The 12,830-nt window shown below is 38.2% G+C and carries 17 protein-coding genes; 16 read left to right on the top strand and 1 reads right to left on the bottom strand.

The features are described from left to right. Positions 1-8 precede the first annotated feature (8 nt). From CDA10_RS07320 to CDA10_RS07395, 16 genes are all read left to right on the top strand, one after another. The gene (locus tag CDA10_RS07320) at positions 9-353 is read left to right on the top strand and encodes a PilZ domain-containing protein (RefSeq protein ID WP_089604950.1); all 345 of its coding nucleotides are present in this window, start codon (positions 9-11) and stop codon (positions 351-353) included. A 48-nt stretch (positions 354-401) separates the two neighbouring features. Then, the gene (locus tag CDA10_RS07325; protein ID WP_089604951.1) at positions 402-1,175 is read left to right on the top strand and encodes a TatD family hydrolase; all 774 of its coding nucleotides are present in this window, start codon (positions 402-404) and stop codon (positions 1,173-1,175) included. A gap of 88 nt (positions 1,176-1,263) precedes the next feature. Continuing rightward, positions 1,264-1,878, top strand: coding sequence for a TetR/AcrR family transcriptional regulator (locus CDA10_RS07330; RefSeq protein WP_089604952.1), 615 nt, complete (start codon positions 1,264-1,266; stop codon positions 1,876-1,878). A 5-nt stretch (positions 1,879-1,883) separates the two neighbouring features. Further along, positions 1,884-2,450 carry a prepilin-type N-terminal cleavage/methylation domain-containing protein gene (locus tag CDA10_RS07335; RefSeq protein WP_089604953.1) on the top strand — a complete coding sequence of 189 codons (567 nt, stop codon included), beginning with the start codon at positions 1,884-1,886 and terminating at the stop codon, positions 2,448-2,450. Continuing rightward, positions 2,437-2,826, top strand: a complete 390-nt coding sequence (gspI, locus tag CDA10_RS07340; RefSeq protein ID WP_089604954.1) for a type II secretion system minor pseudopilin GspI — start codon at positions 2,437-2,439, stop codon at positions 2,824-2,826. Before CDA10_RS07335 ends, gspI begins: the two co-directional genes overlap by 14 nt. An 8-nt stretch (positions 2,827-2,834) precedes the next feature. After that, entirely contained in the window at positions 2,835-3,467 is a 633-nt protein-coding gene (gspJ, locus tag CDA10_RS07345) for a type II secretion system minor pseudopilin GspJ (protein ID WP_089605185.1), read from the top strand. Positions 3,468-3,540: 73 nt separating this feature from the next. Further along, entirely contained in the window at positions 3,541-4,506 is a 966-nt protein-coding gene (gene gspK, locus CDA10_RS07350) for a type II secretion system minor pseudopilin GspK (RefSeq protein ID WP_089604955.1), read from the top strand. Positions 4,507-4,713: 207 nt separating this feature from the next. Then, the gene (locus tag CDA10_RS07355; protein ID WP_089604956.1) at positions 4,714-5,310 is read left to right on the top strand and encodes a 6-pyruvoyl trahydropterin synthase family protein; all 597 of its coding nucleotides are present in this window, start codon (positions 4,714-4,716) and stop codon (positions 5,308-5,310) included. A 59-nt stretch (positions 5,311-5,369) separates the two neighbouring features. After that, positions 5,370-6,083, top strand: coding sequence for a uracil-DNA glycosylase (gene ung, locus CDA10_RS07360; RefSeq protein WP_089604957.1), 714 nt, complete (start codon positions 5,370-5,372; stop codon positions 6,081-6,083). Continuing rightward, positions 6,080-7,201, top strand: a complete 1,122-nt coding sequence (locus CDA10_RS07365; protein WP_089604958.1) for an enoyl-CoA hydratase/isomerase family protein — start codon at positions 6,080-6,082, stop codon at positions 7,199-7,201. Before ung ends, CDA10_RS07365 begins: the two co-directional genes overlap by 4 nt. Positions 7,202-7,207: 6 nt before the next feature. Beyond that, the gene (gene tadA, locus CDA10_RS07370; protein ID WP_089604959.1) at positions 7,208-7,729 is read left to right on the top strand and encodes a tRNA adenosine(34) deaminase TadA; all 522 of its coding nucleotides are present in this window, start codon (positions 7,208-7,210) and stop codon (positions 7,727-7,729) included. A gap of 104 nt (positions 7,730-7,833) precedes the next feature. Then, positions 7,834-8,268, top strand: a complete 435-nt coding sequence (locus CDA10_RS07375; protein WP_089604960.1) for an SRPBCC family protein — start codon at positions 7,834-7,836, stop codon at positions 8,266-8,268. Positions 8,269-8,279: 11 nt separating this feature from the next. Next, positions 8,280-8,969, top strand: coding sequence for a (d)CMP kinase (cmk, locus tag CDA10_RS07380; protein WP_089604961.1), 690 nt, complete (start codon positions 8,280-8,282; stop codon positions 8,967-8,969). A gap of 117 nt (positions 8,970-9,086) precedes the next feature. Beyond that, the gene (gene rpsA, locus CDA10_RS07385; protein WP_089604962.1) at positions 9,087-10,766 is read left to right on the top strand and encodes a 30S ribosomal protein S1; all 1,680 of its coding nucleotides are present in this window, start codon (positions 9,087-9,089) and stop codon (positions 10,764-10,766) included. Between the two features lie 159 nt (positions 10,767-10,925). Beyond that, positions 10,926-11,228, top strand: a complete 303-nt coding sequence (locus CDA10_RS07390) for an integration host factor subunit beta (protein ID WP_089604963.1) — start codon at positions 10,926-10,928, stop codon at positions 11,226-11,228. Between the two features lie 23 nt (positions 11,229-11,251). After that, complete coding sequence (locus CDA10_RS07395; protein ID WP_089604964.1) at positions 11,252-11,617, top strand: lipopolysaccharide assembly protein LapA domain-containing protein; 366 nt, start codon at positions 11,252-11,254, stop codon at positions 11,615-11,617. A 150-nt stretch (positions 11,618-11,767) separates the two neighbouring features. On the opposite strand, the gene CDA10_RS07400 is transcribed toward CDA10_RS07395, so the two are convergent. Continuing rightward, positions 11,768-12,829, bottom strand: coding sequence for a fimbrial protein (locus tag CDA10_RS07400; protein ID WP_089604965.1), 1,062 nt, complete (start codon positions 12,827-12,829; stop codon positions 11,768-11,770). Between the last annotated feature and the right edge of the window lies 1 nt (position 12,830).

Here is a 12,830-nt window from a genome sequence, read left to right on the forward strand (position 1 = left end):
AAATAATAATGCAACCACCACGTATGAACGGTTTAATTCAGGTGAATATTAATGATCGAGCGACATTACAAGCCAGTTATATGCCTTATATTCAGGGTGGTGGATTATTCATTCCCTCTAAACAAGCCGTAAAGATGGGCGACGAAGTGTTTGTTTTGGCAGGACTACCAGAGCAATCACAAAAAGTACCTTTAACAGGGAAAGTGATTTGGATTTCGCAAAAGCAAAACGGGATTAAACCACAAGGTTTTGCAATCCAATTATCAGGTGAAAAAGGCACATATTACAAAATGGAAGCAGAAAAAATGCTTGCAGGAAGTCTGTCTTTAGATCGTCCTAATTTTACCATGTAAGACCATTACAATTATTTTTAAAACTATTGATTAGGAAAGACAAAGACTGTGTTTGTTGATACGCATTGCCATCTCACCATGTTGGATTTAAGCCCTTATGATGGAAATCTTGATGCAGCATTGCAACAAGCGCGTGAGGGTGGTGTCTCTAAATTTATGGGAATTTCTGTAGATTTGGATGATCATATTGCACTAGCTGAAATTGCAGCACGACATACAGATGTTGGTTATAGTGTGGGTGTACATCCTTGTGAAGATCCAGCTGTAATGCAGCGTGCAACAGTTGAAAAACTAGTTGAATTAGCACAGGCTGAAAAAGCTTGGGCATTGGGTGAAACAGGTTTAGATTATTTTCACAGCACTGAATTTATTGCCGAACAAAAACAATGTTTCGCACGCCATATTCATGCTTCGCAAATTGTAAAAAAACCTGTGGTTGTGCATACACGTTCTGCTAAGCATGATACTGTAGATTTAATTCGCGCTGAGCAATCCACTCATGGGATTTTGCACTGTTTCACAGAAGATTGGGAAACCGCAAAAGCAGTATTGGATTGTGGCTATTACATTTCTTTTTCAGGGATTGTCTCGTTTAAAAATGCTCAAGACCTAAGAGATGTGGCAAAACAAGTTCCGCTAGATCGAGTGTTGATCGAAACGGATAGTCCTTATTTAGCACCCATGCCATACCGAGGTAAAACCAATGAGCCTAAGTATGTTCCTTATGTCGCTAAAGCTTTAAGTGATGTATATGGTAAATCACTAGAGGAAATGGCTTTCATTACCACACAAAATTTTGAAAATCTGCTTAAACAAAAGTAATTAAGCGTCTGCGGACACTTCATAATTGGCTTGCGTTGTAGGCAAATGATTAACGGATAGAATAAAGAAGAGAGTTTATCGGGTGAAGATGGATCGACAGGCTCAATTTAGAGCAAGAGAAGCGTTAATTTTTCAGGTAGCTGAACAATTGCTTTTAGAAAATGGTGAAGCGGGGATGACTTTAGATGCGCTCGCTGCTGAACTTGATCTCGCAAAAGGAACGCTTTATAAACATTTTCAAAGTAAAGATGAATTGTACATGTTGTTAATTATTCGTAATGAACGCATGTTATTGGAAATGATTAAAGACACTGAAAAAGCGTTTCCAGAACACTTGGCTTTTTTTATGTTGCATCACTTACATCATCCTGAAAGAGCCGTATTGTTCCATCAAATAGAGGAACGTTTGTCTACGACTGGGCAGGGTATCTATCATTTATTTAGTGAACTCTATCAAATACGTAAACAGCGTCTGCGTCTGATTATTCGAATGACCGAAAGTTATTTAGAATCGATTCAAAGTTTGATGAGTGTGCGTGATTATTTGGCATCGATTTGGTCAATCACTCATGGTGCTGCGGCTATTCTTAATTCAAGTTTTTATCAACGCTATTTAGGTTGTCGTGACACATTGCGTGTTGCACTTATTGACCAAGCTTTGGCAATCCCCAAACATCCGCAATCTTCTGAGCAGGTTGCATAATTTATATGAAGTCTTTGCCATCATCTCATGCAGTTCGAGGTTTTACCTTAATCGAGGTGATGGTTGTTATTGTGATTATCAGTATTATTGCATCGCTGATTGTGCTCAATATCGATGGTTTGGATCAACGTAAAGCGATGCAAGCGCGTGAAATGTTGTTGCTCGATTTAAAACAAATTAATCGTGAATCCAGTGATCAGTCTCGTGTTTATGCTTTAGATTTTCAAAATGCAACAGATGTCGCTGCGGCACAATACGGTATCATTGAATATCTTCCTACTCGCTCAGAAACGCGATCTTCAATCCAAGTCATTGAAAATAAACCTTGGAAAGACGTAACGGATTTTCAAAAAAGAACGTTGCCTGATCATGTCTCATTTGTTGTTGAAACTGAAGATCATCAGTTTGAAAATGCCAGTAATACTGATTTGTTGGGAAATAATGCACCTAAATTAATTTGGTTTGGCAATGGTGAAGCCAAACCTGTCACCATTCAGATGTATTATGATCAAAATCCTGTGGGTGATGTGATACGTGTTGATTATTTGGGTAAAGTAGATGAAGAAAAATAAAGGCTTTACCTTGATTGAAGTGGTGGTTGCTTTAGCAATCTTTGCAGTTGCAGCAATGGCACTAACCAAAGTAGCGATGCAATATACACAATCAACAGCGAACTCAATTTTACGTACCAAAGCACAGTTTGTTGCACAGAATGAAATTTCTCAAATGATCATTAATAAAGAATGGTTAACAGGAACATCTTCTAAACAGATTACTGCACAAGGCGAAACGTGGCAGGTGGATAAAACAGCAGAAGCGACCATTAGCCCAGATGTGCAAAAAATAGATGTACAAGTCAGTCTTTTTAATCATGATACGGGTAAAGTCGAAGCGGGCATCACCAATATGGTGTTTTTTAATTATCCTATTAAAGAAAAACAATCGTGAAAGTGCAGATGCAAAATAACAAAAAATCTTCATATTTACCTAAAAGATCAGGTTTTACTTTAATCGAGCTATTGGTTGCGATTGCGATTTTTGCGGTACTTTCAGCATTAGGCTGGAAAATTTTTGATTATTTGATCAAAGTCAAAGATCGTAATGCAATGCATGAAGAAAATTTAGGCCAATTGCAAAGTGCTTATCAACAAATTCAACGAGATACTCTGCAAATGATCCCTGTTACAGCAAACAATGCTGGTACTATGGAGCCTGCTTTGTATTTAGATCATCAGCGCTTATCGTTTAGTAAAGCTGGTGTCACTGACCCGCTTAAGCAAGGTGTATCACCTTATGAGCGTGTCGAATACAGTTATAATCAACAAGAAAAAAAATTATATCGTTTAAAATATTCAAATCTTAATCGAGTGCGCTCAGAACAACCCTTGTCGAGTGTATTATTGACTGATGTAGAGCAGTTTCAAATCAATGTATTAAATCCAAATGAATTAGAGCGTTGGCCAAGTGATAATGCAAATGATATCAATCAATTACCTGCTGGATTGAAAATTAAAGTCATGATTCGAGATGTGGAATATGAATGGATTTTTAATTTGTTAAATACTGATTTTTTAAATAAAAGTTCTTAAATATAAGCATGTTCAAAACATTGGGTCACTTAGCAATGCAGGCTAAGGTATTTAAACCGTTAGGTAAATCGCTATGCAAATAAAGCAGCAAAAAGGAATTGCATTAATCACAATACTGGTGATGGTGGCATTGGCGACCATTATTGCTGCAACGATTGCAAAAAGACAAAACTATACCAATGAAAGTACAGCATTTTTAAAACGTCAAAGTCAGGCGGTTTTTTATGCTAAAAGTGCAGAGTCGTTTTTTGCAGAGCTTTTGGCACAGGACAGTCAAAACAGTAAAGAAGCAGATTATTTACAAGAAACATGGGCAAAGCCGATGCCTGCATTTCCTGTTGAAGATGGCTATGTGACTGGAGAATTAATGGATGAGTCGGGTAAGTTTAATTTAAATAGTTTGTTAAATGCTGAAAATAAGCCTAATCTTGTGGCTCAAGCTTACTTCTCTAAGCTTTTGGTTCGTGTGGGTTTACCTGCGGACACAGTCCAAGCAGTGATTGATTGGCAAGATCCTGATGATGAGACCATAGGTGCAATGGGTGCTGAGAGTAATTATTATCAAGGTTTAACAAAGCCATATTTGGCTGCAAATCGTAAGTTTGCCAGTGTGGAAGAATTAAAACAGGTGCGGGGTTTCGAAGGGAAAAATTTTGATCTAATTGAGCAATATGTTTCTGCATTGCCTGATATTACAACAAAAATTAACGTGAATACTGCACCTGCAATGGTTCTGGCAGCCATGGATGAAAGCTTGGATGAAAATGCTGTTAAAACTACTTTGGAAGCGAGGCAAACAAAGCTAGAGTATTTTGCCAATGTGAGTGAACTATTAAAAATGCCACCATTTGATGGCTTAAAAGATAAAGAGTCAGAAATATTGAAAAGCCCTGAGCAAATTTTTGCTGTTAAATCTAATTATTTCAAAGCACATATTGAAGTTTTATTAAGTAACAGAAAGCGTCAATTTAGTAGTGATTTAATGCGAAATGATAAAGGACAAGTTTTTATTTATGCACGAAGTTTAGCACCTTTTTAGATTAAATATTTTAAAATAAATCAAAAGTTTGTTGTATGTTGGAAGAAGGTTGGTTGCGTAAATAAGCATAGATCACTATTTTTATTTTTAAGGTTTTTAAGCGCAATGCCTTTTGCCTATTGCTTTAAACGTTAAATTTAATGCTCAGCATGCGACTTTTGCTTTATAATCGAGATTCTAGACAGCTTTGTTTGTAAAATTTGGCACATGTTAATTCGTAAGTTATTCAAGTTTGAAAATGCACATATTGTGCGTAATTGCACTTCAGATCGCTGCAAGCGGTCTATACATGGGCACAGCTATAAAGTTGAGCTATTGCTAAAAGCTTCGAAACTTGATCACGGTCAAATGGTTTATGACTTTGGTTTGCTGAAAGGTGTAATTAAAGAAATTTTTGACAGTTTCGATCATGCGATCTGTTTTTGGCAAGATGATAGTCCAGAATATATCCAAGCCTGTAAAACTTTTAGCGCACGTTGGGTTGCTTTACCTGTTTCCCCATCGGCAGAGCAATTTTCAAGAGTATTTTTCTTTCTTGCTCAGGAAGTTTTAAAATCAACCATTACCCAAAATGGGGAAGGTGATGTGGAAGTGTATTCTGTGATTGTGCATGAAACAGATACAGGTTATGCGCAAAGCTTTCAAGAAGATATTGAAAATGCGCAAATGGGCTTGTTGAGTTTGGATCAAATTGTATTTTCAGAACAAGTTCAAGCTGAATGGTCTGATCCTGAAATGTATGAAAAATTAAAGCAAGGAATTCAATTCCAAAATCCTGAAGTGGATTTACAAGTTAAAGTTTAATGAATGGTTTTAGAGAGAAACCATTTTACGCATTGATGAAAGATTTAGGATGAAGATAAATGCAATTGACTGAAATCGAACAAACAAAATTAAATCAAGTTCGATTAGATCAAAGTTGGAAAGAGGGGTTGGCAAACTTTTTACTCAGTTCGCAAATGGATGAGTTAAAAGCTTTTTTGGTTGCAGAAAAGAATGCCGATAAACTGATATATCCACCAAGCTCGCTTATTTTCAATGCTTTTGACATCACACCTTTGTACAATGTCAAAGTTGTGATTTTGGGGCAAGATCCGTATCATGGCCCTGAGCAAGCGCATGGATTGAGTTTTTCTGTACAGAAAGGATTGGCTCTACCTCCATCTTTACGCAATATTTTTCACGAATTAAACACTGATTTGGCTGTACCTGTGTCTAAACATGGTGATTTAACCAAATGGGCACAACAAGGCGTACTTCTATTAAATAGTGTACTGACCGTTGAGGCAGGGCAGCCGACATCACATCAAAAACGAGGTTGGGAAAATTTTACCGATCAAGTGATTGATGTGTTGAACGAACGCAGAGAGCATATCGTATTTATCCTTTGGGGTGCTTATGCTCAGAAAAAGGGACAGCGTATCGATCAAGCAAAACATCTCGTATTAAAAGCTGCTCACCCATCTCCATTGGCAGCAAATCGTGGTGGTTTTTTTGGTTGTAAAGCTTTTTCTAAAACAAATAATTACCTGAAACAACATGGCATTGAGCCAATCGACTGGCAGCTGGACGCATGACAAATTCTCCCGAAATAAACGATTATCACCCAGATCTGATTATTGAAGAAGCAGCACAAGGATGGCGGATTATTCGTTTAAACCGCCCAAAATCTCTGCACGCACTTGACGAGTCAATTGTTGCAGCACTCTTGAAGTTGTTTGAAGATTTTCACCATGATGATTCTGTGAAAGCGATTTGGTTAGATTCAACAACACCAAAAGCTTTTTGTGCAGGTGGTGATGTTCGTAAGCTTCGTCAATTGGTCATCAATAATGAGGTTGATGCTGCCAATCGCTTTTTTGAAACAGAATACGCACTTGATTTGTTATTACATAACTACGCTAAGCCGATTGTGGTATGGGGTGAAGGTTATGTGATGGGTGGCGGGCTTGGTTTGTTTATGGCAGCGCCATTCCGTTTAGTGACGCCGTATTCTCGCTTAGCAATGCCTGAAGTGAATATTGGTTTATATCCAGATGTTGGTGCGACACGCTTCTTAGCTGATCGTGGTCAAATTGGTTTATTTACTGGTTTAACGGGTTCAATCATGACCGCTGCAGGTGGTTATGGCATTGGTTGGGCAACGCATATTTGTGATACGCAACGTGATGTGGTGTTACAGAAACTTGTTGATATCGATTGGGATCATTATCCAGCAGGAGACTTCCGCGCGATCGATGATACCTTAAACAGTTTGCATCGTCCTGTTTCTCCTGGGCCGCTACAAAATTCGTTGGATGTGATTCATAGTGTTTGCCGTGGTGTAAATTTCCAACAAGATTATGAAGCAATCATTGGTTTGAGTGATGCACGTAGTGATTGGTTACGTCAAGCCAGTGAAAACTTGCAAAAAGGATCTCCAAGCACAGCAGCTATTACATGGTTGTTATGGCAATGGGGGCGTCAAGTGCATGCTTGGGCAGAAGTTTACGAGTTAGAAAAGCAAATTTCTGACTGGAAAATACGCCATCCTGATTTTGTTGAAGGTGTTCGTGCTCGTTTGGTAGATAAAGATTTATCTCCTGAATGGGAGCAAGTGGAATCAATGACATTGGCGGGAATTCTTGCCAAAAATCCACCTGTCACTACGATTGAGAGTTGGAATGCATTATTACGTCAATACGGCGTAATTTAAGCGGTTATGTCTGAAGAAATTCAACAAAACATCATTGATGAACAATGGATGCAGCAAGCTTTCGAGCAAGCTGCATTCGCTGCTTCTATAGGTGAGATTCCTGTCGGTGCGGTGATCGTGAGCCAAGGTCAAATCATTGGCCGAGGATATAACCATCCAATATCCCAACATGATCCAACAGCACATGCTGAAATTCAGGCATTGCGAGATGCATGTCAAACCATTCAAAACTATCGCCTTCCTGAAGATGCAACACTCTATGTAACCTTAGAGCCTTGTACGATGTGTGTAGGTGCATTGATTCATTCACGTGTTCAGCGTGTAGTTTTTGGTGCGACTGAACCTAAGGCAGGTTCACTGGTGAGTAGTCGGCAGTTGTTAGAATCAGGTTACTACAACCATGTTTTTAAATTTGACGGTGGATGTTTACATGAGCAATGCTCATTGCAGCTTTCAGACTTTTTTAAAATGCGTCGTGAGCAAAAAAGACAACTAAAATTACAACAAAAGTCATTAAATGAGAGATAAAAATAATTTAAAATGATGTTGATTTTTAATGACAATAATCATTGTCAAAACTAATATTTTTAAAACTATAGTATTTAAAAGCAAATATACAAAAGGCGAAAATCATGAATTCAATTCAAGTGAAACAAGCGTTTGATGCACCTGTAGCACAAGTGTTCGAATTACTTTCAAAACACTCAACTTATAATATTGCATTTGCACCTGTACAAGTTGTACGTGTTAAAGATTCTGCAGATGCTGAGCGCCCTGATGGTTTGGGTTCAATTCGTCGCATGGGTTTTGGGCCGATTAAACCTGTTCAAGAGCAGATTACATTACTTGATGTAAATAAGCGTATTGAGTATAAATTAATCAATAATCCACTGATTAAGCATCATATTGGCATGATTGAGTTTAGTGAAATTTCTCCAAATAAAACATTGGTCACTTATACGATTGAATTACAAGCACGTGCACCATTTGTAAGTAAATTAATACTTGCACAGCTCAAACTTGCGATTACACTTGGCTTTAAGAAACTCGCAAAATCTTTTGTTTAATTGGAAATACAATGACAATTCAAATCATCACGATCGATGGCCCTAGTGGTTCGGGCAAGGGAACACTTGCTGCCAAACTTGCAGCGCACTATCAATTCCATTTACTTGATTCAGGTGCGTTATATCGTTTGCTCGGATTGTCATTACATCAAAAAGGTTTTTTGGATACTTTGGATGATGAAGATACACTTCAACAAAGCGTTACAATTACAACAAATTTAGATATTGTCTTTAAAAGCTCAGAATCTGGCACTCAAATCTTGCTTGATGGTGAGGACGTAACCCAAACTATTCGTACAGAACGAGTGGGCGAGTTTGCCTCAAAAGTTGCTGCAATTCCTGCACTTAGAGCTGCATTAGTCGATCGCCAATACGCATTTGCACAAGCGCCTGGCTTGGTTGCAGATGGTCGTGATATGGCAACAGCTATTTTCCCACAAGCTCAAGCGAAGATTTATTTGACGGCATCTGCTGAGTCTCGTGCAGAGCGACGAGTAAAACAGTTGCAGGCTATGGGGCTGGATGTTAAAATAAGCGACATTTTAGCAAATATACAAGCTCGAGATAAGCGAGATATGGAACGCACTGTCGCTCCACTCAAGCCAGCAACTGATGCTTACATCATTGATAGTTCAAGTTTGAACATTGATGAAGTGTTTCAGTTAATGACTGATTATGTCGATTCTAAATTAGCTAACTAACGAATATTTAACTAAATATTAACAGAAGCATAACTTGATCAGTTTATATGGATTATGTGGATGTTTAACTAAACCGGCCTTGTCTGATCCAAGACCGCTGACTTTACTAGGTATATCATGACCGAATCTTTTGCAGCCCTCTTTGAAGAAAGCGAATTAAACCTCAACGTTGAAAAGGGTGCAGTCATCCAAGGTATCGTTGTTAGTATCGATTCTGACTGGGTAACTGTAGATACTGGCCTTAAATCTGAAGGCGTTGTATCACGTGCTGAATTCTTAAACGAACAACGTGAACTTGAAGTTCAAGTTGGCGATACTGTTGATGTTGTTGTTGAAGCACTTGACAACGGTATGGGTCAAACAGTTTTATCACGTGAAAAAGCGAAACGTGCTGAAACTTGGACTAAGCTTGAAAAAATCTTTGAAGACGGCGAAATCGTTACTGGTGTTATTTCTGGTAAGGTTAAAGGCGGTTTCACTGTTGACATCGGTCCAGTTCGTGCATTCTTACCAGGTTCATTGGTAGACACTCGTCCTATCCGTGACACGACTCACCTTGAAGGTAAAGAGTTAGAGTTCAAAGTAATCAAGCTTGATGCTAAACGTAACAACGTTGTTGTATCTCGTCGTGCAGTTATGGAAGCTGAATCTTCAGCTGACCGTGAAGCATTACTTTCTCAACTTGAAGAAGGTCAAACAGTTACAGGTACGATTAAGAACCTTACTGATTACGGCGCATTCGTTGACCTTGGCGGTATCGATGGTCTTCTACATATCACAGATATGGCTTGGAAACGCATCAAACACCCTTCAGAAGTTGTTGAAGTGGGTCAAGAAGTTACTGTTAAAGTACTTAAGTTTGACAAAGAACGTAACCGTGTATCTCTAGGTCTTAAGCAATTAGGCGAAGATCCTTGGTTAGCGATCATGAACCGTTATCCTAAAGGTTCTATCGTTAAAGCGCGTGTAACGAACTTAACTGATTACGGTTGTTTTGCTGAAATCGCTGAAGGCGTTGAAGGCTTAGTACACGTTTCAGAAATGGATCACACTAACAAAAACATCCACCCATCTAAAGTTGTTCAGATTGGTGACGAAGTTGATGTTATGGTTCTTGAAGTTGATGAAGAGCGTCGTCGTATTTCTCTTGGTATCAAACAAACTCGTGCGAACCCATGGGAAGAATTCTCTAAGTCACACGACAAGGGCGAGAAAGTTTCTGGTACGATCAAGTCAATCACTGACTTCGGTATCTTCATCGGTTTACCAGGCGGTATCGATGGTCTAGTTCACTTGTCTGATATTTCTTGGAACGAACAAGGCGAAGATGCTATCCGTCGTTACAAGAAAGGTGACACTGTTGAAGCGGTTATCTTGTCTGTAGATGCTGAAGGCAACCGTATCAGCCTTGGTATCAAACAATTGAACAACGATCCGTTCAATGACTTCTTAGCTGCTAACGAACGCGGTGCGTTAGTTAAAGGTACAGTAACTGCAGTTGATGCTAAAGGCGCAACGATTAAGTTAGCTGATGAAGTTGAAGCTTCTTTGAAAGCATCTGAAATCAACCGCGATCGCGTTGAAGATGCAACTAAATTCTTAGAAGTTGGTCAAGAAGTTGAAGCTAAAATCATCAATGTAGATCGTAAATCACGTTCTATCAACTTGTCGATTAAAGCGAAAGACGAAGCTGAAGAGAAAGAAGCTGTTGCTAACTTGAAAACAACTGCAACAAATGGTCAAGAAAATGGTCCTAAGACTATTGGTGACTTGATCAAAGCTCAGATGAATCACTAAGTTATTGTTAAGAAGTATTATTTAATGTAATTAATTAATATTTTTTATTCAATTAGTGTAAAAGGTAGCGTAGTATATGATTACTGCGCTACCTTTTTGTATTTAAAAAGGATATTATCTAGTGTATGTCAATTAGCATTAAAATTAATGAGGTCTTAAATGACAACTGAAGCACTTAATAAGTCTGACTTAATAGAAAGAATTGCTCTTAAAAATCCACATTTAGCAGAGCCTTTAGTGGAAGAAGCTGTTAAGATCATGATTGACCAAATGATAGCATCATTATCTTCGGATGATCGAATCGAGATTCGTGGGTTTGGTAGCTTTGCATTACATCACCGTGAACCGCGTGTCGGTCGCAACCCAAAAACAGGTAAATCAGTAGAAGTTGCAGCTAAAGCTGTGCCACATTTTAAACCTGGTAAGGCACTACGTGATGCAGTAAACGAATCTGCTGATTAATAAAAAATTCGAATGGGGTAATTATGCGTTTTATCTTAGGGCTGCTTTTGGTAGCAGTGTTTGTCTATTCTTTAGCATTGGTATTGATCAATGGTACTGAATTACCTGTAGACTTATGGTTTACTCAAGTTCCTGCTATGCGCCTAGGTTTATTGCTATTACTGACCTTAGCGATTGGTATTGTTCTAGGATTGCTTATCGGTGTTCAAGCTTTCCGTGTGTTCCAAACAAACTGGGAAATTAGACGTTTACGCAAAGATATTGATCATCTGCGTAAAGAGCAAATTCAGACTGCACAATTGGCCGCTGCTGAAGCTGCTGCAAGTGTACGTCATGAAAAGACGGTATTAGATATACACGCTCAAGATAAAAACTCTAATCCTCTTTAATCGCAGTACTAAAAAACTCCTTATTGGTCAAAATAAGGAGTTTTTGTTTTTATAGCAGTTCAAAATAAAATTTTATCAAAACTTATTATTGAAAAGTGGAAGACTTCATTTTTCACGAATATTATTTTTATTGAAAAGTTATTCTAAAAATTAATCATAAACAATATTGAGATAAGCTTGTGCACGAACAGTTCCAGGTGTGACGTTATTGTTGGTTCTGACGTAATTGGCTTTAATAATGTGCTGAATAATTGTAGATGTATTCATATTTCCAAAAGTCCATTTATTTGTTGTTTCAGACTGGTTTGGATCTAAACTGATAATATTATTACTTTTATCACGCAGGCGTATTCCGACACCAGTAGCATAACCTGTACCAGTTTGATTTTGTAAAATATTACTTGCATTGGATTGATTGAGTGTATCGGTCATATAGGCTTTGATTTCGCGACCACCACCATTATTTAAGTTGGCACAGTTAATGCTCAATGTTGCAGTATTATTGCTTAAAGATGTTTCACTTCCAGGTAGACCTAATTGGCGGATACTTACATCAGGTAGTGAGATGGTATAATCGGTAGGACTAAGCGTGCAAGTTGTCTCAGAGATATTTACAGTCGCATTGAGGTAAACTGGGATAGATGTTGAAACTTGGGCACCTGTAGAGTTTCTTCTTAAATTAATGGTTGCCACTTGAAGCTTATTGATATTGATCGTAGCAGGATATGAAGTCATTGCTGCTGTTTTCGGTAAAACATAGAGTGTGACTCTTATTTTTACTCCATGTGAATCACCATCATATTGATAAATGGGTGTTTCTACAGTATTGACAACTTTTAGAGTGGCTGTCATGGGTGCATCGCCCATTTCTACTTTAACGCCAAGAGCAGGGTTGCTATTCAGGCGATAAACATCTGTACTGAATTGTGTAACGTTAGTATTGAAAATAGTACCATAAACAGTTCGCATATATTGAGGGTTAAGAGAGCAAGTATCATAGACTCTAAAAATACTGGCATCTACAGTAGCGACCCCTCGTGAAAAAACATTAGATTGAATAGAGCTGGTTTCATATTTATTAATATTTGTAGTACTGGCTGTTAATGTGGGCATTGTATAACCACCAGTGAAACTGCTACCTACGTTACACGCAAATGCAGAATAACTGGCAGGTAGGGTAAATAAAGCAAATAAAAATTTATATTTAAACATT

It is taken from the genome of Acinetobacter piscicola, assembly GCF_002233755.1.
In the GTDB taxonomy this organism is placed as follows: domain Bacteria; phylum Pseudomonadota; class Gammaproteobacteria; order Pseudomonadales; family Moraxellaceae; genus Acinetobacter; species Acinetobacter piscicola.